22 protein-coding genes are annotated in these 24,137 nt (G+C 70.1%); 11 read left to right on the forward strand and 11 right to left on the reverse strand.

Annotation, left to right across the window (positions count from 1 at the left end; translation table 11 throughout):
- Positions 1-166: 166 nt before the first annotated feature.
- On the reverse strand, positions 167-811 hold the full coding sequence (locus RCH22_RS15510; RefSeq protein ID WP_327015545.1) for a TrmH family RNA methyltransferase: 645 nt from the start codon (positions 809-811) through the stop codon (positions 167-169).
- A 99-nt stretch (positions 812-910) separates the two neighbouring features.
- On the opposite strand from RCH22_RS15510, the gene RCH22_RS15515 reads away from it, so the two are divergent.
- The 3 genes from RCH22_RS15515 to RCH22_RS15525 are packed head-to-tail and all read left to right on the forward strand — an operon-like array spanning position 911 to position 3,726.
- Positions 911-2,173: an Nramp family divalent metal transporter gene (locus RCH22_RS15515; RefSeq protein ID WP_327014599.1), complete on the forward strand. Its 1,263-nt coding sequence runs from the start codon at positions 911-913 to the stop codon at positions 2,171-2,173.
- A 10-nt stretch (positions 2,174-2,183) separates the two neighbouring features.
- Complete coding sequence (locus tag RCH22_RS15520) at positions 2,184-2,873, forward strand: metal-dependent transcriptional regulator (RefSeq protein ID WP_327014600.1); 690 nt, start codon at positions 2,184-2,186, stop codon at positions 2,871-2,873.
- A gap of 52 nt (positions 2,874-2,925) precedes the next feature.
- A complete protein-coding gene (locus tag RCH22_RS15525) occupies positions 2,926-3,726 on the forward strand; it encodes an HAD-IIA family hydrolase (protein WP_327014601.1) in 801 nt (266 codons plus the stop codon).
- Positions 3,727-3,821: 95 nt separating this feature from the next.
- Here RCH22_RS15525 and RCH22_RS15530 read toward each other — a convergent pair whose 3' ends face one another.
- From RCH22_RS15530 to RCH22_RS15540, 3 genes are all read right to left on the reverse strand, one after another.
- Positions 3,822-6,191, reverse strand: a complete 2,370-nt coding sequence (locus tag RCH22_RS15530; protein WP_327014602.1) for a hypothetical protein — start codon at positions 6,189-6,191, stop codon at positions 3,822-3,824.
- The gene (pyrE, locus tag RCH22_RS15535) at positions 6,191-6,739 is read right to left on the reverse strand and encodes an orotate phosphoribosyltransferase (protein WP_327014603.1); all 549 of its coding nucleotides are present in this window, start codon (positions 6,737-6,739) and stop codon (positions 6,191-6,193) included. The genes RCH22_RS15530 and pyrE overlap by 1 nt, the downstream gene beginning before the upstream one ends.
- Before the next feature lie 73 nt (positions 6,740-6,812).
- Positions 6,813-6,938: a hypothetical protein gene (locus tag RCH22_RS15540; protein ID WP_255454334.1), complete on the reverse strand. Its 126-nt coding sequence runs from the start codon at positions 6,936-6,938 to the stop codon at positions 6,813-6,815.
- Between the two features lie 134 nt (positions 6,939-7,072).
- Here RCH22_RS15540 and RCH22_RS15545 point away from each other — a divergent pair, with 134 nt between their 5' ends.
- Complete coding sequence (locus RCH22_RS15545) at positions 7,073-8,053, forward strand: LysR family transcriptional regulator (protein WP_327014604.1); 981 nt, start codon at positions 7,073-7,075, stop codon at positions 8,051-8,053.
- A 46-nt stretch (positions 8,054-8,099) separates the two neighbouring features.
- Here the strand turns inward: RCH22_RS15545 and RCH22_RS15550 are convergent, their stop codons facing one another.
- From RCH22_RS15550 to RCH22_RS15565, 4 genes are read right to left on the reverse strand one after another with little or no spacing between them, the layout of a single operon-like run.
- Complete coding sequence (locus tag RCH22_RS15550) at positions 8,100-9,410, reverse strand: aspartate aminotransferase family protein (protein ID WP_327014605.1); 1,311 nt, start codon at positions 9,408-9,410, stop codon at positions 8,100-8,102.
- Between the two features lie 37 nt (positions 9,411-9,447).
- On the reverse strand, positions 9,448-10,464 hold the full coding sequence (locus RCH22_RS15555; protein WP_327014606.1) for a TIGR03842 family LLM class F420-dependent oxidoreductase: 1,017 nt from the start codon (positions 10,462-10,464) through the stop codon (positions 9,448-9,450).
- A 59-nt stretch (positions 10,465-10,523) separates the two neighbouring features.
- Positions 10,524-11,972 (reverse strand): dihydropyrimidinase, encoded by a 1,449-nt coding sequence (gene hydA, locus RCH22_RS15560; RefSeq protein ID WP_327015546.1) that lies wholly within the window; start codon positions 11,970-11,972, stop codon positions 10,524-10,526.
- A gap of 8 nt (positions 11,973-11,980) precedes the next feature.
- Complete coding sequence (locus RCH22_RS15565) at positions 11,981-12,892, reverse strand: nitrilase-related carbon-nitrogen hydrolase (protein ID WP_327014607.1); 912 nt, start codon at positions 12,890-12,892, stop codon at positions 11,981-11,983.
- A gap of 177 nt (positions 12,893-13,069) precedes the next feature.
- Between RCH22_RS15565 and RCH22_RS15570 the strand changes: the two genes are divergently transcribed.
- The 5 genes from RCH22_RS15570 (at position 13,070) to RCH22_RS15590 (ending at position 18,189) form a co-directional block, all read left to right on the forward strand.
- Entirely contained in the window at positions 13,070-14,122 is a 1,053-nt protein-coding gene (locus RCH22_RS15570) for a putative F420-0 ABC transporter substrate-binding protein (protein WP_327014608.1), read from the forward strand.
- Between the two features lie 78 nt (positions 14,123-14,200).
- Positions 14,201-15,199: a putative F420-0 ABC transporter permease subunit gene (locus RCH22_RS15575; RefSeq protein WP_327015547.1), complete on the forward strand. Its 999-nt coding sequence runs from the start codon at positions 14,201-14,203 to the stop codon at positions 15,197-15,199.
- Complete coding sequence (locus RCH22_RS15580; protein WP_327014609.1) at positions 15,190-15,990, forward strand: ABC transporter ATP-binding protein; 801 nt, start codon at positions 15,190-15,192, stop codon at positions 15,988-15,990. Before RCH22_RS15575 ends, RCH22_RS15580 begins: the two co-directional genes overlap by 10 nt.
- 76 nt (positions 15,991-16,066) lie before the next feature.
- Complete coding sequence (gene cofD, locus RCH22_RS15585) at positions 16,067-17,068, forward strand: 2-phospho-L-lactate transferase (RefSeq protein WP_327014610.1); 1,002 nt, start codon at positions 16,067-16,069, stop codon at positions 17,066-17,068.
- An 86-nt stretch (positions 17,069-17,154) separates the two neighbouring features.
- On the forward strand, positions 17,155-18,189 hold the full coding sequence (locus tag RCH22_RS15590; RefSeq protein ID WP_327014611.1) for a fructose PTS transporter subunit IIA: 1,035 nt from the start codon (positions 17,155-17,157) through the stop codon (positions 18,187-18,189).
- Between the two features lie 50 nt (positions 18,190-18,239).
- On the opposite strand, the gene fgd is transcribed toward RCH22_RS15590, so the two are convergent.
- Genes fgd through cofE form a run of 3 tightly spaced genes read right to left on the reverse strand, consistent with a single transcriptional unit; the run spans position 18,240 to position 20,994 of the window.
- Entirely contained in the window at positions 18,240-19,262 is a 1,023-nt protein-coding gene (gene fgd / locus RCH22_RS15595; protein WP_198413456.1) for a glucose-6-phosphate dehydrogenase (coenzyme-F420), read from the reverse strand.
- 5 nt (positions 19,263-19,267) lie between these two features.
- Positions 19,268-20,044 carry a 2-phospho-L-lactate guanylyltransferase gene (cofC, locus tag RCH22_RS15600; protein ID WP_327014612.1) on the reverse strand — a complete coding sequence of 259 codons (777 nt, stop codon included), beginning with the start codon at positions 20,042-20,044 and terminating at the stop codon, positions 19,268-19,270.
- Positions 20,041-20,994 (reverse strand): coenzyme F420-0:L-glutamate ligase, encoded by a 954-nt coding sequence (gene cofE / locus RCH22_RS15605; protein ID WP_327015548.1) that lies wholly within the window; start codon positions 20,992-20,994, stop codon positions 20,041-20,043. Before cofE ends, cofC begins: the two co-directional genes overlap by 4 nt.
- Before the next feature lie 247 nt (positions 20,995-21,241).
- On the opposite strand from cofE, the gene RCH22_RS15610 reads away from it, so the two are divergent.
- Entirely contained in the window at positions 21,242-23,275 is a 2,034-nt protein-coding gene (locus RCH22_RS15610) for a fructose-specific PTS transporter subunit EIIC (RefSeq protein WP_327014613.1), read from the forward strand.
- 9 nt (positions 23,276-23,284) lie between these two features.
- Entirely contained in the window at positions 23,285-24,121 is an 837-nt protein-coding gene (locus RCH22_RS15615) for an exodeoxyribonuclease III (RefSeq protein ID WP_327014614.1), read from the forward strand.
- Positions 24,122-24,137: the final 16 nt, after the last annotated feature.

The following is a 24,137-nucleotide window of genomic DNA, read 5'->3' on the forward strand; positions in this document are numbered from 1 at the left end:
TCCTAGAAGCTACCGGCTGCGCATCGGGCCGGTCCATCCCTCGGATGACCCCAGTGCGGGGCGGAGCCCTCCCCCAGAACGGGGCGGCTCCGTTTCCGGCTCCGTTTCCGGCTCCGGTTCCGGCGCCGGCTCCGGCGCCGGCTCCGGCTCCGGCTCCGTGAGCGGGCTACTTGAAGCGGTGCTGAAGCACCCAGTCGTGCATCGCGACGGCGGCGGCAGCCGAGGCGTTGATCGAGCGCGTCGACCCGAACTGGCTGATCTCGAGCACAGCGTCCGCCGCGGCGATCGCCTCGTCGGAGAGGCCGGGGCCTTCCTGGCCGAACAGGAGCACGCAGCGCTCCGGGATCGCGAAGGTTTCGATCAGCACGCTGCCGGGCACGTTGTCGATGGCGATGATCGGCAGGCCCTCGTTCGCCGCCCAGAGCACGAACGTGGAGACATCCGCGTGATGCAGCACGTGCTGGTACCGGTCGGTGACCATGGCGCCGCGCTTGTTCCAGCGCTTGCGCCCGATGATGTGCACGGTGTCCGCACCGAAGGCGTTGGCGCTGCGCACGATCGAGCCGATGTTCATGTCGTGCTGCCAGTTCTCGATCGCAACGTGGAAGGGGTGGCGCTTCTCATCGAGATCGGCGACGATCGCGGCCATCGACCAGTACCGGTATCGGTCGATCACGTTGCGGGTGTCGCCGTGCTCGAGCAGCTCGGGGTCGTAGAACTCCTCCTCCGGCAACTCGCCCTGCCACGGCCCGACCCCGTTCGTCGACAGCTCCACGGTCGGTGCGGCGGTCGGTGCGGAAGTGGGGAGCAGCGGTTCAGTCACCGCTCCACCGTATCCCGCCCCGCGCCTGCCCCCTCCCCGCGCGCGTGCTCGTGCCCAGGGCAGGGCGAGCGCGCGTATGATTTCGGTATGCCTAAAAATTCTGGCAGCGCGGTAGCGAATGCGGCGCGGACGCCCGTAGCGCGCGCCCGGCTGGCGATGTTGCTCGGTCCCGCCATGGTCGCCGGCGTTGCCTACCTGGATCCGGGCAACGTGGCGAGCAATATGACCGCGGGAGCCCGGTTCGGGTACCTGCTGGTCTGGGTGGTGCTTTCGGGCAACCTGATGGCGTGGCTGATCCAGTACCTCTCCGCGAAGCTCGGGATCGTGACCGGGCAGAGCCTGCCGGAGATCCTCGGCAGCCGGTTCCGGCATCCGTTTCTGCGACGGTTGTACTGGCTGCAGGCGGAGCTCGTCGCGATGGCGACCGACCTCGCGGAGATCATCGGCGGGGCGGTTGCGCTCTACCTGCTGTTCGGGCTGCCGCTGCTGCTCGGTGGCGTTATCACGGGCACGGTTTCGATGCTCGTGCTGACCGCGCAGACCCGGCGTGGTGCACAGAGCTTCGAGCGGGTCATCGTCGCGATGCTGTGCGTGATCACGATCGGGTTCACCGCCGGGGTGTTCTTCGCCCCGCCGGACCCTGCGAGCGTGCTCGCCGGCCTCGTTCCGCGGTTCGAGGGCAGCAATTCGGTGCTGCTCGCGGCTTCGATCCTCGGTGCGACGATCATGCCGCACGCGATCTACGCGCACTCCGCCCTCGCCCGCGACCGGTTTCCGGGTGCCCACGACCGGCCGACCACGCACCGCCTGCTCTGGGCCACCCGCTGGGACGTGACCCTCGCGATGATCCTCGCCGGCACCGTCAACGTGGCCCTGCTCGTCGTCGCCGCCTCTGCTCTGCAGGGCATTCCCGGAACCGACTCGCTTCCGGGCGCGTATGCCGCCCTGAAGTCAAGCCTCGGGCCGATCGTCGCGACGGTGTTCGCGATCGGCCTGCTCGCATCCGGGCTCGCCTCCACCTCCGTCGGCGCGTACGCCGGTGCCGAGATCATGCACGGGCTGCTGCAGCTGCGATTGCCGCTGCTGGTCCGTCGCCTCGTCACTCTAATCCCGGCGCTTATCATCCTCGGCCTCGGCCTCGACCCGACCGAGGCCCTCGTGCTGAGCCAGGTCGCGCTCTCCTTCGGGATCCCGTTCGCGCTGATCCCACTTGTCTGGCTGACCTCGCGGCGGAGCCTGCTCGGCGAGTACACCAACCGCTGGTTCACGACCCTGGCCGGGATCATCACAGCCATCCTGCTGGTCACGCTCAATGTCGTCCTGCTCGTGCTGATTTTCACCGGAGCATAGGGAACGGCGCATGAAACACAACGGCACGAGCACCCCGGCATCTGAGGACTACCTCAAGACCATCTATGCGCACACCGAGTGGCAGCCGGAACCGATCAGCCCCTCCGCTCTTGCAGCCCGGCTCGGGATCGCTCCCTCCTCGGTCACGGAGATGGTGAAGAAACTCGCGGCCGCCGGCCTCATCACGCACGTGCCGTACGGGCCCCTCTACCTCACCCCCGTCGGTCTCCTGCGCGCGAGCGCGGTCGTGCGGCGGCACCGCCTCATCGAGACCTGGCTCGTGCGCGAGATGGGCTACGACTGGGATGAGGTGCACGACGAGGCCGAGGTCCTCGAACACTCCCTCTCGGACCGGCTGCTCGACGCCATCGACGAACGCCTCGGCCGGCCGGCCGTCGACCCGCACGGGGACGCGATCCCCGCGGCCGACGGCTCAGTCACCGCGCGCGCCGGGATCGTCGCGGCCGAAGCCGGCCCCGGCCTTGTCGGCGTCGTCCTGCGGATCAGCGACCGGGATCCCGTCGTGCTCCGAGGCCTCGCACGCGACGGCATCGGGCCGGGAACCGTGCTCGCGCGGCTGGGACCGGGCGTGGTGCGGCTGCCGAACGGCAGCATCCGCCACCTGACCGATGCGGAGGCCGCGTCGATCTGGCTCGCTGCGGAGCCCACCGAAGAGCCCCGCGCGGAATCGAAGCGATGACACCGACCAAACCCCGGAACGCTACTCTGGAGGGGAACCCGAGGAGCGCCGAATGACACGCCGTGACGAGATCGAATGCTGGCTCACCGACATGGACGGGGTACTGGTCCATGAGAACAGCCCGCTGCCCGGGGCCGCCGAGCTTCTGCAGCAATGGAGCGACGCGGGAACGCCGTTCCTCGTGCTGACCAACAACTCCATCTTCACTCCGCGGGACCTGAGCGCCCGGCTGCGCTCCTCAGGGCTCAACGTGCCCGAGGAGCGCATCTGGACCTCTGCCCTCGCGACCGCCGACTTCCTGAAGAGCCAGATGCCCGGCGGCACGGCCTTCGTGATCGGAGAGGTCGGCCTGACGACGGCCCTGCACGAGGCCGGGTTCATCATGACGGAGACGAACCCCGACTACGTCGTCGTGGGCGAGACCCGCAACTATTCCTTCGAGGCCATCACCAAAGCCATTCGCCTGCTGCTCGCCGGTGCGCGCTTCATCGCAACGAACCCGGATGCGACGGGGCCGAGCGCGGACGGCCCGATGCCCGCGACGGGCGCCATCGCCGCTCTCATCTCGAAGGCGACCGGCATGGAGCCGTACGTCGTCGGCAAGCCCAACCCGATGATGTTCCGCTCGGCCATGAACAAGATCGGCGCGCACTCGGAGAACACCGCGATGATCGGCGACCGGATGGACACCGACATCGTCGCCGGCATCGAGGCCGGCTTGTACACGCTGCTCGTGATGACCGGGATCAGCGACGAGGCCGAGGTCAGCCGCTACCCGTTCCGCCCGGACGAGATCATCTCCGGCGTCGACAAGCTCGTGTCCCTCGAACCCGTCGAGTCGGACGAGATCTAGCCCCGCCCCGGATAACTGTTGCCGTAACGGACAACTGTTGCCGGCGCACGAGCCGCAGTTGTCCGTTCAGGCCACAGTCGGCCAGACGGTACCGGTCAGGCCGTCGGGCCGGGGCCGGCGAGGCTCCCGGTGATGCCGTCTCCCGAGGACCGGCTGACAAAGCAGAAGTACTGGTGCGGGGCGTCCGCCCACTGCTCGGCGGTGATCGGGTAGCTGCCCTGCACCTGCACGTCGGGGTACGCGGCCGCAGCGGTGAGGTCGATCACGCCGGGCGCGCTGCAGAGCAAGTTGATCTGCGCAGCGAGCGCCGCCTCGCCGGGGAAGGGCGTGGTCGCATCGCTGGGGAACAGTCCGCGATAGACGAGCTGCGCCTGGTGCGGGGCCGCGCAGTCGGCGACCGTGAAGGTCCCCTCCCACGGGGAGACGTAAGGCTGCAGGCATTCGCCGCCGAACAGGGCCTGCCAGGCGTGCACGCCGACCGGCTGCGCGGCGGTGGGCGCCGGGGTCGGCGTGGGGGTCGGCGTGGGGGTGGGAGCAGGGGTCTCCGAGGCCGTGGCGGCGACCGTCGACGCCGGGGAGCCCACGAGGCGCTGGCCGAGCAGGAAGAGGCCGACGAGAACCACGAGGACAAGCAGGCCGACCGCGGTCCAGATCAGGGGTTTCGGCAACCCGCTGTGCCCGGCGGATGCCCCGCCGGAGCCATGCCCTGAACCACCGTTCCCGGAGCCGCCCGAACCGGAGCCGCCGACGTTGGGACCATTCGTTCCGGGCCTCTGTGGTCCGGAACCAGGTGTCGCCTCTGAACCGTTTGTCCCTGATCCGACCGTGCCGGCCGCGGCTGCTCCCGGGTCACCGGGGGGCGTTCCCTTCGAGCGACGCGAAAAGAAGCCGGCAGCTGAGGCTGCGGGGGCCGGCGCATTCGCGACGCCCGGTGCAGCGAGAACCGTCGTGGGGGCAGCGGCCGCCGCGCCGGCGGCGGCGGCGGCGGCGGTGTCGGTGTCGGTGTCGACGGCGGGTTGGAACAGTGCATCGAACGCGCTCAGCGCCCCCGCCGTCTCGCCGCCGACGACAGCCGGAGGGTCGGCCGGGTGCCCGGCAGATTCGGCGAGCGGAGCCTGAGGAGTGGAAAGCTCGGTGTGGGCGAGTCCGGAATCGTCCCACGGGTCGCTCTCGACCGGAAAGGGAACGATCGGAGCCGGGAGCAACGGCAGCGCCGCAGCCGGAGCCGCACTCGCTGACGCGACAGACGCCGCGGCAACCGCTGCGGCGGCACTCGCGGCGGCAGCCTCGAACACGACGCGCTCGGCGGCGGCCTCGGTCTCCGACTCGGTCTCGGCGCGGGCCGCGGATGCGACGGCTTCCGCACGCTCGGTAGCGGCGGCGGCAACAGCACGATCGGCGACTTCGACACGCGATGCGGCGTCGGCTTCGGCAGCAGCACGCTCACCGGCAGCTGCACCGGCGGCCGCACCGGCGGGCGGCGTGACGACGGGCGCCTGGGCGGCGGCGCGACGCCCGCGGAGCCGGAAGTGCGACGGCGCAGGCACCACGGGCAGGGGCTCGGGGATGGGCTCCGGCTCGGGCAGGTTGCGAGCCGGATACAGGGTGCCGCGCCCGTCGGCGGTGGCGGCGCGATCCGCGGCGACCTCCTCGGGCGTAAGCACGAGCGGTGACCGCGCGGGCGTAGTCCACCAGGGTTCGAGCGGTGCGTCCGTGCTGATGCCCCGGCCGGCCGCTACGGCCGGCGAGCCTCCGGTGGCGCCCGCGTTCGGAGTCGCGGCAGCGCCGCCGGTCGACGCGAGTGGGCGAGCGGACGGATAGAAGATGTCGCCGGGGACGTAGCCGGCGGAACCGATCGCGCCGGACGAAGCAACAGAGCCTGCGGACGCGGAGGTTCCTGCCACTGCAGGACCGGCAGGGGCAGAACCGGCAGAGGGCTCGATACCCGCGGGAGACCCCGTCGTCGAGGCCGCGGGGGCCGTCGGGGCCGCTGGGGTGATCGGGGCAGGCGTCAGGCCGGCCTGTGCCGGGAAGGACGTGGCGCCGACAGCGCGCGGCCGGAACACGGCCGGCTCGACCACAGAAGGCTCACCCGCGGGCGCCGGCGAGTGCACGGGCTCCGGCGAGTGCACGGGCTCCGGCGAGTGCACGGCGGGAGTCGGAGCGAGCGGCGGAGCAACCGGGGCGGGTGCCGCCGGCTTGACCACGGTCACGGCGGCGGTCGCCGTCGTCGGCTTGAGTCCCCACAGGAACGCGGGCGCCGGAGTTTCAGGATCCGAAGTCGTACCGGCACCAGAGGCGTCGCCGGAACGGGAAACCCGGCCGGAGGCATCCGCCGGGGCACCCTTCGCCCGGCGCGGCCGACGCATCACGAAGTCGTCCGGCAGGGTCGGCTTGGTGCCGTCGCCGAGCTGGGAGGCGAGCCAGTCGATTCCTTCTTCGCCGCTCCCAGACTGGTCTGGCATTAGTTCAGCCCCAGGTCCTCAAGGCCGATGGCGGCGAAGTAGGGGTAGCCGGCCGCTTCGATGACTTCGCGGGCACCGGTGTTGCGGTCGACGACGACCGCGACGCCGGCGACGATCGCTCCGACCTTGAGCAGGGCTTCGACGGCCGCGAGCGGGGATCCGCCGGTGGTCGAGGTGTCCTCGAGCACGATCACGCGCTTGCCCGCGAGGTCGGGGCCCTCGACCTGGCGACCGCGGCCGTGGTCCTTGGGCTCCTTGCGCACGACGAACGCGTCGTAGGAGAGACCGCGGGCGACGCCCTGGTGCAGGATCGCGGCGGCGACCGGGTCTGCACCCATCGTCATTCCGCCGACGGCCGAGACGTCGGGCACGCCGGCGATAAGGTCGATCATGACCTGACCGATCAGCGGGGCGACCCGGTGGTCGAGGCTCACCTTGCGGAGGTCGACGTAATACGTCGCCTTCTTCCCGCTCGTGAGGGTGAAGTCACCGTGGAACACGGCCTCAGCCGAGATGTAGTCAATGAGCTGCTGCCGAATGTCCGTCACGGATCAACTGTATGCCATCCGGGATTGGCGACGCCTGCCCCGGCCCGGGGGACGGGGAGGCGTCAGGCAGGGGTCAGAATCCGCGAACGAAGGTGCGCTGTTCGGGCATGTGACGGTAGCCGTCATTCTGCACATCGACAACAACGCCAACGATGGACGCGACAACGATCAGGGAGAGCACGGCAATGAGAACGAACACGAGGGGGCCTTTCAACCAAGGGTGGATGTCGGTGATACGGAGGCACTGCTGCACGTGTTCGACGTACCTAGTCGACCACCTCTGACCATGCAGCACAATCGCATTGTCCTGCACTCATTGTGTAGCGTAGCTACATGGACATTCAGCGGCTCGAACTGCTCAGGGAACTGGCCGAACGCGGCTCGATAACCGAGGTCGCGCGGGCGACGCATCGCACGGCATCCGCCGTCTCCCAGCAACTCAAAGTGCTCGAGCGCGAGGCCGGGGTGCGCCTCACCGAGCGCCGCGGGCGGGGCATCATTCTGACGGATGCCGGGCACGCGCTCGCCCGCAGCGCCACCGATGTTTCGGTCGCGATCGCCCGCGCCACCGCCGTCTGGCACGAGTTCCGGAACGACGCCTCCGGAGGGGTCAGCGTGGTCACCTTCCCGACCGCCGGCGAGATGCTCCTGCCAGGGGCCATGCTGCAACTCGCCGACCGGCCCGGCCTCGTGGTCACGTGCACCGACCTCGACCCGGAGCTCCGGGACTTCCCGGCGCTCACGGCCGACTACGACATCGTCCTCGCGTACAGCCTGAGCGGCCAGCGGTCCTGGGGCGGGCGCGGCCTGACGGTCGTTCCGCTCATGACGGAGCCGATCGACGTCGGGCTGCCCGCCGATCACCGGCTCGCCGGCCGCTCCTGGCTCGCCCCGGCTGACGTGATCGACGAGACCTGGATCGGGGTGCCGGACGGGTACCCCTTCGAGCGGATCCTCGACGAGATCGAGGAGCGCACCCCCGGCCACGTCACCGTCGCCCAGCGGTTCGCCGACATGAGGCTCATCGAGGCGTTCGTGACGGCAGGCCTCGGGATCGCCCTCGTGCCGCGCTATACGTGGGGAGGCGGCCAACCGGGGCGGGTGACGCTCAAGCCGTTGCGCGGGGTGGACGCCGAGCGGCAGATCGTCGCGCTGATGCGCCCGGACCGCGCCGAGCGCCTCGCCGTGCGCACGGTCGTCGACGTTCTCCGCACCCAGGCCGCCAGCGTCCAGCAGGCCCACACCGCCCCATCCCTACCTCTACCTCTACCGCTACCTATAGCTCTCGCGAAAGCGGGTGAATCGTCGGTATGAGCGTGCCATAACGACGATTCACCCGCTTTCGCGGCCACAGAGGGGACTAGGGGAGGGAGAGGACCTCGTCGTAGATGGACAGGGCTTCGGCTGCCTCGGTGTCCGTCACCACGCAGGGGGGCACCACGTGGATGCGGTTCTCGGCGATGAAGGGCAGCAGTCCGCGGGCGAGCAGCCCGGCCTTGATCTTCGCCATCACCCCGGCTCCCACCGGTTCCCGGGTCGCCCGGTCCGCGACCAGTTCGAGCGCCCAGAACACGCCGACGCCGCGCACCTCTCCGATGATCGGGTGCCGCTCCGCAAGCTCTGCGAGCCCCGGCGCGAGCACGTCCCTCCCAATCCTGGCCGCGTTGTCGACGATCCCCTCCGCCTCCATCGCGTCGAGCGTCGCCACGATCGCGGCCATGGCGAGCGGATGCCCGCTGTAGGTGAGTCCGCCCGGGAACACGGTCGTGTCGAAGTCGTTCGCGATCGAATCCGGGATGATCACCCCGCCCGCGGGCACGTACCCCGAGTTGACGCCCTTCGCGAAGGTGATCAGGTCGGGGACCACGTCGTAGAGATCGAGGGCGAGCCAGCTTCCGGTGCGGCCGAAGCCCGCCATCACCTCGTCGAGGATCAGCAGGATGCCGTAGCGGTCGCACAGGGCGCGCACCCCCGGCAGGTATCCGGGCGGCGGGAGCAGCACGCCCGCGGTGCCCGGGATCGTCTCGAGCAGCACGGCGGCGATCCCGCTCGGCCCCTCGCTCTGGATCACCCGCTCGAGGTGCCGCAGGGCGCGCTCGCACTCCTGCTCCGGGGTCGTGGCCCAGAAGTCGCTGCGGTAGAGGTACGGGCCGAAGAAGTGCGCGTGCCCGCGCGCGAACTCGTTCGGCACCCGGCGCCAGTCCCCCGTCGCGACGATCGCGGCCCCGGTGTTGCCGTGGTACGAGCGATAGGTCGAGAGGATCTTGTCGCGACCGGTGTGCAACCGGGCCAGCCGGATCGCGTTCTCATTCGCATCCGCCCCGCCGTTGGTGAAGAACACCTTGTGGAAGCCGTCGGGCGCGCGGGCGACGATGCGGCTCGCGGCCTGGCCGCGGGTGAGGTTGGCCGTAGCGGGCGCGACCGTGGCGAGCAGGCCGGCCTGTTCGACGATCGCGCGCACGACGGCCGGATGCTGGTGGCCGATGTTGAGGTTGACCAGCTGGCTGGAGAAGTCGAGAAACGTGGTGCCGGAGTGGTCCCAGACCCGGGATCCGAGCCCGCCGGCGAGGACGAACGGGGTGCGCTCGCCGCCCTGGGCCGACCAGGAATGGAATACGTGGGCGAGGTCGAGGTCGGCGGTGAGTTCGTCGAGCCGATCGGTATCAGTCACAGCGGTTCTCCTTGTTCTCGCACCCGGGCTGCCATTCTCAGATCTTCGCGGCGGGCGCTGTGTTGAGCGCCGGGATGATGCTCTCACCGTACACACGCAGGGTCTCTTCCTTGTTGTCGTGCTGCAGGTACCCGGCGAACTGGTCGACGCCGAGTTCGCGGAGCGCTTCGAGCTTCCGGATGTGATCCGCCTTGGTGCCGAGCACGCAGAACCGGTCCACGATCTCATCGGGCACGAAGTCGGCGTGGGTGTTGCCCGCGCGGCCGTGCTGGTTGTAGTCGTAGCCCTCGCGCCCGGCGATGTAGTCGGTGAGTGCGCGCGGCACCGCGGAGTCGGCGCCGTACTTGGCGACGATGTCGGCGACATGGTTGCCGACCATGCCGCCGAACCAGCGGCACTGGTTGCGCATGTGCTCCCAGTCCTCGCCGATGTACATCGGGGCGGCGACGCAGAATTTCACGGATGCCGGGTCCCGGCCTGCCGCTGCCGCGGCCTTCCGCACCGTGCTGATCATCCACTCGGCCACGTCGAGGTCAGCCATCTGCAGGATGAATCCGTCACCGACCTCACCGGTGAGCTTGAGCGCGAGCGGCCCGTACGCGGCGACCCACACCTCGAGGGAGCTGCCGAAGCTCCACGGGAACCGCAGGATTGCGCCGTTGTACTCGACGGCGCGGGAGTTGCCGAGCTCCCGGATGACGTGGATCGCCTCACGCAGGGTCTTGAGCGTCGCGGGGGCGCCGTTCGTGACGCGCACGGCGGAGTCGCCGCGCCCGATGCCGCAGATGGTGCGGTTGCCGTACATCTCGTTGAGGGTCGTGAAGGTCGATGCGGTCACGGTCCAGTCGCGGGTGGACGGGTTCGTGACCATCGGCCCGACCATGATCTTGCGGGTCTCGGCGAGGATGCGGCTGTGGATCACGTACGGTTCCTGCCAGAGCAGGTGCGAGTCGAAGGTCCAGAGGTGGCTGAAGCCGTAGGCCTCTGCGAGCTGCGCGAGCTGCACGACCCTGGCCGATGGCGGGTTGGTCTGCAGCACTGCTCCGAAGTCCATGGGGTTCCCTGCGCTCTGTCGATGGTGGGCGGTGGGTGGCGGATGCCTGGCCGGGGCGCCTAGGTCAGGTACTGGCTCAGGCCGCGCGGCAGGTACCGCCCGTCGCCCTTCGCCCCGAGGTAGCTGTTGCCGTCGACGATGACCTTGCCCCGGCTGAGCACCGTGTCGACGTGCCCGTCGATCTCGTACCCTTCCCAGGCGGAGTGGTCCATGTTCATGTGGTGGGTGCGGCCCGTCGGCGCGCCGTTGCCGTCGACGCCGACCCCGATCGAGGTGTGTCCTGCCGGGTCGTAGACGACCACGTCGGCATCCGCCCCCGGCTGGATCACGCCCTTGGTGCCGTAGAGGCCGAACATCCGCGCCGGGGTCGTCGAGGTCAGCTCGACCCAGCGTTCGAGGGTGATCCGCCCCTCGACGACGCCCTGGTAGAGCAGGTCGAGCCGGTGCTCGACCGAGCCGATGCCGTTCGGGATCTTCGAGAAGTCGCCGAGGCCGAGGTCCTTCTGGCCCTTCATGCAGAACGGGCAGTGGTCGGTCGAGACGAGCTGCAGTTCGTTCGTGCGGAGGCTCTGCCAGAGCTCCTCCTGGTGCCCATCCGCGCGACTGCGCAGCGGCGTGGAGCACACCCACTTCGCGCCCTCGAAGCCGGGGGCGCCGAGGTTCTCCTCGAGGGAGAGGTAGAGGTACTGCGGGCAGGTCTCCCCGAAAACGTTCTTGCCGCGGGAGCGGGCCGCCGCGAGCTGCGCGACGGCCTGCTTCGCGCTGACGTGCACGACGTAGAGTGGTGCCCCGGTGAGGTCGGCGAGCATGATCGCCCGGTGGGTGGCCTCCTCCTCAAGCTGCCAGGCCCGCGCTATGCCGTGATAGTACGGGTCGGTCTTGCCCTCTGCGAGGAGTTGCCCGACGAGCACGTCGATCGCCGGCCCGTTCTCGGCGTGCATCATCGTCATGAGCCCGGTCTCCGCCGACTTCTGCATCGCCCGGAGGATCTGCGCGTCGTCGGAGTAGAACACTCCCGGGTAGGCCATGAAGAGCTTGAAGCTCGACACGCCCTCGGCGAGCAGCCCGTCCATGGCCTGAAGCGAGTCCGAGTTGAGGTCGCCGATGATCTGGTGGAAGCCGTAGTCGATGGCGCAGTTGCCCGCGGCCTTGTCGTGCCAGGTCGCGAGGCCGTCGAAGACACGCTGCCCGTAGCTCTGCACCGCGAAGTCGACGATCGTCGTCGTGCCGCCCCACGCGGCCGCGCGGGTGCCGGTCTCGAAGGTGTCTGAGGCCGCGGTGCCGCCGAACGGCAGCTCCATGTGGGTGTGCGCGTCGATGCCGCCGGGGATCACGTACTTCCCGGTCGCGTCGATCACCGTGTCCGCGGATGCCGCGACGTCGAACCCGAAAATGGCGGAGCCGGGGGCGAGCACCGCGACGATCTTCTCGCCGTCGATGAGGACATCCGCTTGCGACCGGCCCGTCGAGCTGACCACAGTGCCGCCCCGGATCAGGGTGCGCCCCACCCGGGCGCTCATGCGCGGGCGATCGGGTCGTAGGAGTCCGGCCTGCGGTCGCGGTAGAACTGCCAGGAGTTGCGGGTCTCGCGGATGAGGCCCAGGTCGAGGTCGCGGATCACGATCTCGTCGGTGTCGGTCGAGGCGATGGCGCCGACGTAGTTGCCGCGCGGGTCGACGAAGTAGGAGCTGCCGTAGAAGGTGACGGCCTCGTCGCCGAATTCCTCGGTTTCGGTGCCGATCCGGTTGTTGGCGCCGATGAAGTACTGGTTGGCGACCGCCGCGGCCGGCTGTTCGAGTTCCCAGAGCCGGTTGGACAGGCCGGGCTTGGTGGCCGAGGGGTTGAAGACGATTTCGGCGCCGTTCAGGCCGAGGATGCGCCAGCCCTCCGGGAAGTGCCGGTCGTAGCAGATGTAGACGCCGATCTTACCGACCGCGGTGTCGAAGACCGGGTAGTCGAGGTTGCCGGGGCGGAAGTAGAACTTCTCCCAGAACTGCGGGAGGTGCGGGATGTGGTGCTTGCGGTACTTGCCGAGGTAGCTGCCGTCGGCGTCGATCACGGCCGCAGTGTTGTAGAGCACGCCGGCCTGCTCCTCCTCGTAGACCGGAAGCACGATCACGATGTGGTGCTCTGCGGCGAGCGCCTGGAACCGTTCGACGAGGGGGCCCGGAACGCTCGTCGCGTAGCCGTAGTACTGGGGGTCCTGGATGATGCCGAAGTAGGGGCCGTGGAAGAGCTCCTGGAAGCAGATCACCTGCGCTCCCTGCGCGGCCGCCGAGCGCACGAACCCCTCGTGCTTGGCGATCATCGACGCTTCGTCGCCGGTCCAGGTGGCCTGGGTGATCGCGGCTCTCACGATGTTCGCGCGCTCGCCGGCCGCATCCGCGCGGATCTTCGCGCTGGCCGGGGCATTGGATCCGTCGGACATGTCTGCCTCCACCAAGTCAGTACTGCGAGATACCTGAAACGTCCGCCGAAACGTCCGGGCGAGCTGAGTGCGTGTGGATCATCCTGTCGCCCAACAGGCCGGGAGGCAAGCACTCAGCGAAACCGTTATCCGGCGCTGGTACCATTCAAAACGTCCCGCCCGGCCACCGAAGGTCTCATGACACGTCTCCCGTTCTTCCGCGGGCCCCGCGCTTTTCGCGCCTGGCCGGCGTTCATTGCTGCCACGGCGGTCGCCGTCCTGCTCGGAGGCTGCGCGACCACGAGCCCGACTCCCGCGGGCGTAGCCCCGGATGCGGTCACGGCCAGCGCCACCCCGACGGCGAAGCCGGCCTATCCGCTCACGATCGAGAACTGCGGCGCGACGGTCACGGTCACGAAGGCCCCGAGCCGGATCGTGTCGATCAAGTCCTCGGCCACGGAACTTCTCCTCGCGCTCGGCCTCGGCGACAAGATCGTCGGAACCGCGTTCCTCGACGGTCCGCTCCCGCAGGCGCTCAGCTCGATCGGCACCAACCTCAAGGTCGTCAGCGACTTCCTGCCCAGCCAGGAGGCCGTGCTCGCCCTGAACCCTGATTTCATCTTCGGCGGGTGGGAGTCCAACTTCGCCACTGACGGTGTCGGCACCCGCGACACCCTCGCCGCGGTCGGCATCGGCAGCTACGTCTCGCCGTCGGCCTGCAAGGGCGCCGACCAGCCCAACCCGCTCACCTTCGACACCGTCTTCGGGGAGATCACCCAGGCCGGCGCCGTTTTCGGGGCCCCAGAGGCAGCCGCACGGCTCGTCGCCACCCAGCGCAAGGAGCTCACGACGCTCTCCCCCGCGACGACGAAGACCTCGGCGCTCTGGTATTCGAGCGGCGTCGACAGCCCGTACGTCGGTGCCGGGATCGGTGCGCCGCAGATGATCATGGATGCCGCCGGACTCACGAACGTCTTCGCGAGCGTGAAGGACACCTGGACCTCCGTCGGCTGGGAATCCGTCGTCGCTGCCGATCCGAGCGTGATCGTGCTCGTCGACGCGACCTGGAACACGGCAGAGTCGAAGATCAAGACCCTCGAGACCAACCCCGCGACGAAGAACCTCTCCGCGGTGAAGAACAAGCGGTACATCACCCTCCCGTTCGCTTCGACGGAGGCCGGCATCCGCAACGTCGAGGCCGCGGCAACGACGATCGACCAACTGGCCGACCTCAACTCGCTGAGCAAGTAGTCGGTGACTGCGGGCACGGGCTCCGTGGCGGTACGGACCCGGCCGGCCGCATCCGCTCGCCGGAACGGTCGCTTCGGGCTGTGGCTCGCGCTCGCCCTGGCGGCGCTCGTGCTCGTCTCCGCGCTGGCCGTGACGATCGGGCCCGCTCCGGTGAGCCTGGCGGATGTCGCGGGCAGCCTCGCGGCGCACCTCGGCTTCCCGCACTCCGGCACGGTGCCCGTCCTCACTGACGCGATCGTCTGGCAGCTGCGGCTCCCGCGGGTGCTGACCGCGGCGTTCGTCGGCGCGGGCCTCGCCCTGAGCGGCGCGGTCATGCAGAGCGTGACCCGCAACCCGCTCGCAGACCCGTACCTGCTCGGGCTGTCCTCCGGGGCGTCGCTCGGCGCGGTCTGCGTCGTGATTCTCGGCGTCGGGGTCGCACTCCCGCTCGCCGCCTTCGCCGGCGCACTCGCCGCGCTCATCGCGACGCTCTCCATCGCCAGGGTCGGCGGAACGATCACGCCCGGCCGGGCCGTGCTGGCCGGCCTCGCGATCGCCCAGCTCGGCGCGGCGGGCACCTCCTTCGTGATCTTCTGGTCGGCCAAGGGCGACTCCTACCGGGAGATCCTGAACTGGCTGCTCGGCTCCCTCGCCGGCAGTTCCTGGGCCACGGTCCTCATCGCAGGGAGCGCACTCCTCCTCGCCGGCACCGGGCTCGTGCTCGCCGCGAGCCGGCTGGACGCCTTCGCCTTCGGCGACACCGCAGCGGCCGCGCTCGGAGTCGACGTCGACCGCACCCGGTGGGCGCTCCTCGGCACGGTGGCGCTGCTGACCGGGGCGATGGTCGCCGTGAGCGGTGCGATCGGGTTCGTCGGGCTGATCCTCCCGCACCTCGTGCGCGGGCTCAGCGGGCCGGGGCATCGCAGGCTGTTGCCGCTTGTCGCGGTATACGGCGCGGTGTTCCTCCTGATCGCGGACACCCTCGCCCGCACGGTCTTCGACCCGCGCGAGCTGCCGGTGGGGATCATCACCGCCCTGATCGGGGTTCCGGTGTTCATCGCGCTGATCAAGAGCCGGAAGTCCGTTTCATGGGTGTAGTCATCGAGCGGGTGTCGTTCCGCGTCGGCGGGCGCACGATCCTGAACGACGTCTCCGCGATCATTCCGACCGGCTCAGTGACGGGCCTGCTCGGCCCGAACGGCGCGGGAAAGTCCACACTGCTGCGCCTCATCGCGGGCCTGCACACCCCGACGAGCGGGCGGATCACCCTCGACGACGCACCCCTGGCGACCCTGGGCCGACGCGACACCGCCCGCCGGATCGCCCTCCTCGAGCAGCACGCGAGCCCCACGATCGATCTGCTCGTGCGCGAGGTCGTTCTCCTCGGTCGTATTCCGTACCGCACCGGAATCTTCGGCGGCTTCGACGGCGCCGAGGACCTGCGCATTGTCGCCGAATCGCTCGTCCAGGTCGGCGGCACCGACCTCGCCGACCGAAGCTGGGGCACCCTGAGCGGCGGCGAGCAGCAGCGGGTGCAGATCGCCCGCGCGCTCGCCCAGCGGCCGAGCCTGCTCCTGCTCGACGAGCCGACCAACCACCTCGACATCGGCGGCCAGCTCGGCCTGCTCGCTCAGGTGCGGGACCTCGGCCTCACCGCCGTCCTCGCCCTGCACGACCTCAACCTCGCCGCCGCATACTGCGACCAGATCCTGTTGCTCGCCGACGGCCGCCTGGTTGCCGCAGGCACCCCCGCCGAAGTCCTGGTTCCGCCGCTTATCGCCGCGGTCTACGGGGTGGACAGCTTCGTCGTCCCGCACCCCCGCGGCGGGCATCCGTCCCTGCTCTTCGCCCCCTCACCCCCCACCCCGCCCGTTCGCGAAAGCGGGTGAATCGTCGTTATGACCCATCGAAAACGACGATTCACCCGCTTTCGCGGCAGCAGGACGACAGCAGGAGGATAGGGACATGACGAAGATCACGGTACTGGCGGGCGGGATCGGCGGGGCCCGGTTCACTCGGGGGTTGCTGCACTATCTGGCGGCGAGCGATCCCTCCGCGCGGGTGACGGTCATCGTCAACACCGGTGACGACATGTGGCTCGACGGACTGCGGATCTGCCCCGACCTCGACACCGTGATGTACACCCTCGGCGGTGGCATCAACGAGGAGCAGGGCTGGGGCCGCCCGGACGAGTCCCGCCGCACCTCGGCCGAGATCGCGGCGTACGGGCGCGGCTGGTCCTGGTTCACGCTCGGCGACCTCGACCTCGCGACCCACATCGTGCGCAGCGACCTGCTGCGCTCCGGCTCCACCCTGAGCGAGGCCACCGCGTTCCTCTGCGAGCGCTGGCAGCCAGGCGCCCGCCTCCTGCCGATGAGCGACCAGCCCGTCGAGACCCATGCGCGCCTCGCAGCGGATGCCGACGAGCACCACGCCGGGGACCTGATCCATTTCGAAGAATGGTGGGTCCGGTATCGTGCGTCAGTGCCGGTCACCCAGTTCGTTCAGCGCGGACTCGACACGGCGGAGGCCGCGCCGGGCGTGCTGGAGGCGATCCTGGCGGCGGACCTCGTGATCCTGCCGCCGTCGAACCCCGTGGTCTCGATCGGCACGATCCTCGCGATCCCGGGCATCCGCGACGCCCTGCGGTCCACGCCGGCCCGCGTCGTCGGCGTCTCGCCGATCATCGCGGGAGCCGCCGTCCGCGGCATGGCCGACGCGTGCCTCCAGACCATCGGCGTCGCCACGACCGCTGCGGCCGTCGGGCTGCACTACGGCGCCCGGTCCACCGGCGGCATCCTCGACGGCTGGCTCGTGGACGAAACGGATACCGCGGCGCTGCCCGCTCTCGCGGCCGCCGGCATCCGCTCACTCGCGGTACCCCTCTGGATGCACGACCTGGACACGACGGCAGAAATTGCGGCAACATTGTTCCGGATCGCATCACCTGCGCGGGGGATACACTAAGTCAGGCTAATTATTCTTCAAGCTAACTAATTTGCCCCCGGTTCAGCGCTCGATTCCGGTCGGCCTACCGGAAGGACCCTACTGTCATGCCCGCACATCTCGACTCCGCGTTGCACGGCGGCTCGATCACCGCCGTCGTCGGAACTGTCCCCGGCATGCCGGCATACGTCCCCGCGCTCATCGTTGGCGCCATCATCGTCGCGGCCGCCGTCGCGATCGTTCTGATCGTCGTGCGGCACCGCTCGGCACGCCGCAGCGCAGCCAGCGCCTCCACTGCGTCCGGCGCGACCAACACGACTGACGCGTCCGGCGCGGCCTCGAATGCCACGGGTACCCCGGGCCACCCGGCCAGCGCGGCCCCGACCACCGTCGGGAACGCCCCCGGCAGCACCCGGACGACCGCACCCGGCTCCGATGCCGCCCGCGCTCCCGCTTCGGCCGCAACGCCGGGCGCATCCGCTCTCGCCTCAGCCGCCGCATCCGCCCCGGCGCCGTCCCTGGTGCACGCGAGGCATGAGCCCGTGGTCATCAGCACGCCGCACCCCAAGCGAAAACTCGCCACGATGACGATGCCGCTCACCACGGCGATCCCGATCCTGCCGACCACCTCAACCGGCTCGGTGTCGACCGGCCGGAAGACCGTGCTCGACTACATCGACGAGCGCACCATCGTGCTCGACGTCGACGAGACCGACCGGGACCGGATGATCCGCACCCTCGCCGGCATGATGAGCACGACCGGGCGGATCACCGACGTGGGGCGCGTCGCCCAGGCCGCCTTTCGACGGGAGACCCACGGCACTACGAGCATGGGCAACGGCATCGCGATCGCGCACGCCAAGTGCGACGCCGTCCTCGCCCCGGTGCTCGCTTTCGCGCGCAGCAAGCACGGCATCGACTGGAACTCAGCGGACGGCGAGAAGGCGACCCTGATCTTCATGATCGCCGTACCCAAGGCCTCGGCGGGAACCGAACACCTCCGGGTGCTGTCCCAGCTCTCGCGCTGCCTCGCGAAGCCGGCGTTCCGCGCCGCGATCCAGTCCGCGCAGACCCCTGCCGCCGTGCTCGAGGCCCTCGCGATCAGCGCCAACCTCAAGAAGCCCGAGCAGCCCCAGCCCTAGCCCGGTCGACGCCCCAGCACCGGTGGGCGCGGCTCAGGCGCGGGCGCGGCTCAGGCGCGGGCGCGGATGCGGGGGGCCAAGTCGCGCTCGAAGGCCGTGAGGAACCGCTCCTGGTCGTGGCCGGGGGCGTGGAAGACGAGGTGGTTGAAGCCGGCGTCGATGTACTCGCCGATCGCCGCGACCGTCTCGTCGGGGTCCGAACCGACGATCCAGCGCTTGGCGACCTGCTCGATCGGCAGTGCATCCGCGGCCGCCTCCATCTCCGACGGGTCGGTGATGTCGTGCTTCTGCTCTGGCGTGAGCGACAACGGGGCCCAGAACCGGGTGTTCTCGAGCGCGAGCGCCGGGTCGGTGTCGTAGGACAGCTTGATCTCGATCATCCGGTCGATCGTGGCCGCATCCCGCCCGGCCTTCTCCGCGCCGGCCGCGACCGCCGGCAGCAGCTTCTCGGTGTAGAGCTCCATCCCCTTGCCCGAGGTGCAGATGAAGCCGTCCCCCGACCGTCCCGCATAGCCCGCCACAAGGGGTCCGCCCGCGGCGATGTAGACCGGGATGCCGCCCTCCGGCCGGTCGTAGATGCTCGCGTCGTGGGTACTGTAGTACTCGCCCTCGAAACTCACCTTGTCCTCTGACCAGAGCGCGCGCATCAGCGCGATCGACTCGCGCAACCGGGCGTAGCGTTCCTTGAACTCGGGCCAATCCTGGGCGCCTGCGCCGCGGAACCCGGTCGCGATCTCGTTGAGGGCTTCGCCGGTTCCGACGCCGAGCATGATCCGCCCCGGGTAGAGGCAGCCGAGTGTCGCGAAGGCCTGGGCGATCACGGCGGGGTTGTACCGGAATGTCGGCGTCATCACCGAGGTGCCGATCTGCACCCGCGTCGTGCGCTCCCCGACGGCCGCCATCCAGGCCAGCGAGAACGGGGCATGGCCGCCGGTGTGCCGCCAGGGCTGGAAGTGGTCGCTCACCGCGACCGATTCGAAACCGTGCCGCTCGGCGGCGACGGCGATCTCGACCAGCTCACGCGGGGCGAACTGCTCGGCGGAGGCCTTGTATCCGAGTTTCAGAGGAAGCATGATGCTCATTTCTCGATGGGGCGATCGGGGGACGGAAGCAGGGGTGCGGGAGGAGGGAAGGGCGAGTCCTGCGGGGCGGCGGATGCTGCGGCGAAGAGGGCGGACGTGTGCGGTCCGGCGCCCAGTCGTTCGATCAGGGCCAGGTCGGCCGGGGTGTCGACGTCGCGGCGGATTCCGGAGCCGACCGGCAGCGTGAGCGGCACGTGGCCCCCCTCCTCGTGCGCCGCGCGCGACCCGGGCCCGAACCGTGGGCTGATCGGCGCCCCGGCGAGGGCGAGCAGGGTTGTGGTGCCGGTCCCGTCCGCATCCGGCACGACCGACCGCTCGTGTCCCGCGGCGAGCGCAAGCGCCTGTTCGACGTCGGCCGGACTGAGCCCGGGCAGGTCTCCCGTCACGACGGCGCGGTGCGCGGCGGGGAAAGCCGCCTCTGCTGCGGCCAGCCCGACCCGGATCGCCCGGTTGAGTGGGTCGGCAGGGTCGGCGGGGTCGGCGGGGTCGGCGAGCGCAGACGCGGCACGCGGATGCCGGGCATCCGCTTGAGGAGGGCCGGTCGCCACCCGGCCCTCCGCGACGATGTGCGCGCCGAGGCGAGCGAGGCGCGCGCCGAGCACGGGGTCGCCCGTGACGACGAAGACGCCGAGCACCGGGGCCGCAGCGAGGAGCGCAGCGACGGTGTCGAGTGCGAAGGCGTCGGCAAGCTCGGCGCGGCCTCGACCAGGGCCGCCGAGGCGCGTCTTCGCGCCGGGGTTTCCCTTGACCGGAACCACGACCACCCAGCTCACGGCCGGTCGGCTTCCACGAAGGCGGAAACGTGCGGGGCGTCATTCGCGCCCGGTGCCCGTCCGGCCGCGACTCCGGCCGCATAGCCCCTGGCGTAGCCGAGGGCCTCGGCTTCAGCGCTGCCGAGCCGGAACATGTCGGTCTCGCTCGGGCGCAACAGGACGGCGGCTCCGCGGTCGACGGCAGCGCGGTCGACAGTACCGCGGTCGACAGTACCGCGGCGGGCAGCCTCGCTGAGGGCGGCGCCGGTCGCGGCGACATCCGTGCCCGCGAGCGCAGCATCGGAAGTCTCCGCGGCCGGGAGCGGCAGGACCAGTCGGCCGAGCCCCCGGATCACGGCGACCGGGTTGCCGCTCGCCTTGCCCTTGACGAGGTCGGCGGCGCCGGCGATCTCGTCGCCGACGGCGGGAGCGGTGACGTTGAGGAGTTTGCCGGCGGCATCCGTCGTGCCGCGCAGGTCATCGAGCACGGCGAGACCGGCCGCGCCGATCGCTATGTCGGTCTGGCCCTCGCGCCAGGGGCGTCCAGCGGTGTCGGTGATGATCACGCCGAGCCGAAGCCCGGTGCGTGCACGCAACCCGGCGCAGAGGGCGCGGGCGGAGACATCCGGATCGACCGGGAGGAGCAGCACGAAGCCCTCGGGGGTGTTGCTCGCGTCGACGCCGGCCGCGGCCATCACGAGGCCCTGCCGGTTCTCGACGATGCGGGTCACGCCGCCCGGGTACGCGCGGGTCGCGACGACCCGCACGGTCTCGTCGGTGATCGCCTGCTCGCGATCGGCCGCCGCGCGCAGGCGACCCTCGGCCTTGGAGACGATCTTGCTCGTGACCGCGAGGATGTCGCCGTCACGCAGCCGGGTGCCCGCTGCGACTCCGGAAGCCGCGACGATCAGCCCGGCGAGGTCATCGCCCGCCGCGACCTCGGGAATCCCCTCGAGGGCGAAAATGCTCAGTTCGCCGCGCACCGGTCCCGCTTTCCGCTCATCCTTCGATCCTGTCACGTCCCGTAACCGCCCGGAGGTCCCGGCTCTTCCCGAGGTGTCGCAGATCGAGGTTCCCACGTCCCGCGAACGTCGATGTGCGACACCTCACGAGCCACCCTCGTTCGCGGGGCGAAATAAAGTTAGTTAAGCTTATGAGATTGAGCTGTGGTGTTCACGGAGATTCCGGTCGACCTCGGCCCGGAAGGACTCTCGAGCCATGCCCGAACCCCTCACCGCGACAACAGCACCACATCGACTCCTGATCCTGGGGATCACGGCCTGCCCCACCGGCATCGCGCACACTTACATGGCTGCCGAGAAGCTCGCGGCCGCGGCCGCGGAACTCGGCTACGACATGAAGGTCGAGACGCACGGCTCCGTCGGCGTCGAAGGCGCCTTCAGCCCGGCCGACATCGACCGTGCCGACGCCGTCGTGATCGCAGCAGACACCAGGATCGACCCGTCACGATTCGCGGGCAAGCGGATCATTTCCGTTGGGGTGGCCGACGGCATCCACCGCCCTGCCGCTTTGATCCGGGAGGCCCTCGCCGCCGCGCCGTCCGCGGCCGGCGACGGCCCCGACGGCTCGGCCGGGGAAACCCCCGCATCGACCACCGGCAGGTCCGACTTCGGCGGCACCCTGTACCGCGCCCTGATGAACGGCGTCTCCTACATGATCCCGTTCGTCGTGGTCGGCGGGCTGCTGATCGCCATCTCGCTCTCCCTCGGCGGCGAGGCGACCCCGAAGGGTCTCGTCATCCCGGAGGGCAGCTTCTGGTTGACGATCAACCAGATCGGCGTGCTCGGCTTCACCCTGATGGTGCCGATCCTCTCCGGGTTCATCGCCTACGCGATCGCCGACCGGCCCGGGCTCGCGCCGGGCATGATCTGCGGCTGGATCGCCACGACCGGGTCGTTCTACCACTCCGAGTCCGGCGCCGGATTCATCGGCGGCATCGTCACCGGGTTCCTCGTCGGTTTCGTCGCCCTCGGCATCAAGAAGATCCCCGTGCACCGGTATATCAAGCCGATCATGCCGATCCTCGTGATCCCGGTGCTCACCACCGTGATCGTCGGCGGCGCCTTCGTGCTCGCCCTCGGCCGGCCGATCAGCTGGGTCTTCTCCACCATGACCACATTCCTCACCGGCCTGCAGGGCGGCAGTGCGATCGTGCTCGGTCTCATCCTCGGCGCCATGGTCGCCTTCGACATGGGCGGCCCGGTCAACAAGACCGCGTTCCTCTTCGGCAGCGCCCTGATCGCGACCGGGAACCCCGCCCCGATGGGCATGGTCGCCGCGGCGATCGCCGTTCCGCCGCTCGGGATGGGCCTGGCCACCCTGATCCGCGGCCGCTACTTCTCCAAGCCGGAGCGTGAGGCCGGGATCGCCGCCCTGTTCATGGGCTTCTTCGGCATCACCGAGGGCGCCATCCCGCTCGCCGCCGCCAAGCCGCTGCAGGTCATTCCCGCGAACATGCTCGGCGGAGCCGCCGCCGGCGGCATCGCAGCCCTCTTCGCGGTCACCGACTCCGTGCCGCACGGTGGCCCGATCGTCGCCGTCTTCGGCGCCGTCTCCGGGGTACCGATGTACTTCGCGGCCTTGCTCATCGGCGCCGTCGTCACCGCCCTCGTCTCCCTGCTGCTCCTCGGCATGTCCGCGCGCACGGCGGAGCGCCGCGCGTCCCAGTCCGCCGCCGCGCAGGCAGCCGTCTCGCCAGTGCCGCAGACAGTGCCGGCATCGACCCCGGCCCCGGCCCCGGCCCCGGCCCCGAAGACGGTGCTCGACTACATCGACGAACGCACGATCGTGCTCGACCCCGCCGAGACTGACCGGGACGCGACGATCCGCGCCCTCGTCGGCCTGATGAGCACGACCGGTCGCGTCACCGACGCAGGCGTCGTCATCCGGGCGGCCCTCTCCCGCGAGGAGCTCGGCACCACGGCCGTCGGAGACGGCATCGCGATCCCCCACGCCAAGTCGAACGGCGTGAGCGCCCCGATCCTGGCCTTCGCCCGCAGCAGGCACGGCGTCGACTGGAACTCGCCGGACGGCACCCCGGCCACGCTGATCTTCCTGATCGCCGTTCCGGAGGCGGCAGCCGGAACCGAGCACCTCACCGTGCTCGCCCAGCTCTCCCGAGCCCTGATGAAGCCCGCCTTCCGCGCCTCACTGCAGGCGGCAGCAACCCCGGCGGATGTGCTCGCGGCGCTGGCCGCGCAGGTCGGCCCGAAGCCGGCATCCGTCAAATAGGCTGGGCGCATGCGCATCGCCACCTGGAACGTCAACTCCATCCGAGCCCGCTCCGCCCGTGTCGTCGACTGGCTCGTGCGCGAGGACATCGACGTGCTCGCCATGCAGGAGATCAAGTGCAAGCCTGAGCAGTTCCCCTCCGACATCTTCGAGGCGGCCGGCTACGAGCTCGCCATCCACGGCCTCAGCCAGTGGAACGGCGTCGCCTTCGCGAGCAGGCACCCCATGACGGATGTCGCCACGAGCTTCTCCGGCATGCCCGGCTTCCTCAAGGGCCAGGAGGGCCCCGGGCTGCCGCTCGAGGCCAGGGCCCTCGGGGTCACCGTCAACGACCTGCGACTCTGGAGCCTCTACGTGCCGAACGGGCGCGCGCTCGACGACCCGCACTACACGTACAAGCTCGACTGGCTCGCGAAGCTCGACGAGCACACCCGCGCCGAACTCGCCGCCCACCCCGATCTCGCCCTCGCGCTGATGGGCGACTGGAACGTGGCCCCCCTCGACTCCGACGTCGGTGACCCGACGCTGGTCCCCGGGGTCTCGACGCACATCTCTCCGCCGGAACGGGCCGCCTTCGAGGCCTTCGCCGCCGCAGGGCTGACCGACCCCGTGCGCACCCTCGTTCCGGAGGGCTTCACCTACTGGGACTACAAGCAACTGCGGTTCCCGCGCAACGAGGGCCTCCGCATCGACTTCATCCTCGGCTCACCGGCGTTCACCGACCTCGTCACCGCCGCGAGTATCCACCGCAACGAACGCAAGGGCGACGCACCGAGCGACCACGTGCCCGTCGTCGTCGACCTCACTCTCGACGACGAGGACGACGACCGCCCGATGATCTTCTGACCCCTCGCCGGATGAC

This window comes from Cryobacterium sp. GrIS_2_6 (genome assembly GCF_035984545.1).
In the GTDB taxonomy this organism is placed as follows: Bacteria; Actinomycetota; Actinomycetes; order Actinomycetales; family Microbacteriaceae; genus Cryobacterium.

Bases quoted from the DNA above. Each gene is read 5' to 3' on its own strand.
- RCH22_RS15520 (WP_327014600.1), top strand. From the start codon at position 2,184: ATGAAACACAACGGCACGAGCACCCCGGCATCTGAGGACTACCTCAAG.
- RCH22_RS15570 (WP_327014608.1), top strand. From the start codon at position 13,070: ATGACACGTCTCCCGTTCTTCCGCGGGCCCCGCGCTTTTCGCGCCTGG.
- RCH22_RS15530 (WP_327014602.1), bottom strand. From the start codon at position 6,191: ATGCCAGACCAGTCTGGGAGCGGCGAAGAAGGAATCGACTGGCTCGCC.
- RCH22_RS15590 (WP_327014611.1), top strand. From the start codon at position 17,155: ATGCCCGCACATCTCGACTCCGCGTTGCACGGCGGCTCGATCACCGCC.
- RCH22_RS15580 (WP_327014609.1), top strand. From the start codon at position 15,190: ATGGGTGTAGTCATCGAGCGGGTGTCGTTCCGCGTCGGCGGGCGCACG.
- RCH22_RS15545 (WP_327014604.1), top strand. From the start codon at position 7,073: ATGGACATTCAGCGGCTCGAACTGCTCAGGGAACTGGCCGAACGCGGC.
- fgd (WP_198413456.1), bottom strand. From the start codon at position 19,262: ATGCTTCCTCTGAAACTCGGATACAAGGCCTCCGCCGAGCAGTTCGCC.
- RCH22_RS15555 (WP_327014606.1), bottom strand. From the start codon at position 10,464: ATGGACTTCGGAGCAGTGCTGCAGACCAACCCGCCATCGGCCAGGGTC.
- RCH22_RS15615 (WP_327014614.1), top strand. From the start codon at position 23,285: ATGCGCATCGCCACCTGGAACGTCAACTCCATCCGAGCCCGCTCCGCC.
- cofD (WP_327014610.1), top strand. From the start codon at position 16,067: ATGACGAAGATCACGGTACTGGCGGGCGGGATCGGCGGGGCCCGGTTC.
- RCH22_RS15610 (WP_327014613.1), top strand. From the start codon at position 21,242: ATGCCCGAACCCCTCACCGCGACAACAGCACCACATCGACTCCTGATC.
- RCH22_RS15565 (WP_327014607.1), bottom strand. From the start codon at position 12,892: ATGTCCGACGGATCCAATGCCCCGGCCAGCGCGAAGATCCGCGCGGAT.
- RCH22_RS15525 (WP_327014601.1), top strand. From the start codon at position 2,926: ATGACACGCCGTGACGAGATCGAATGCTGGCTCACCGACATGGACGGG.
- RCH22_RS15515 (WP_327014599.1), top strand. From the start codon at position 911: ATGCCTAAAAATTCTGGCAGCGCGGTAGCGAATGCGGCGCGGACGCCC.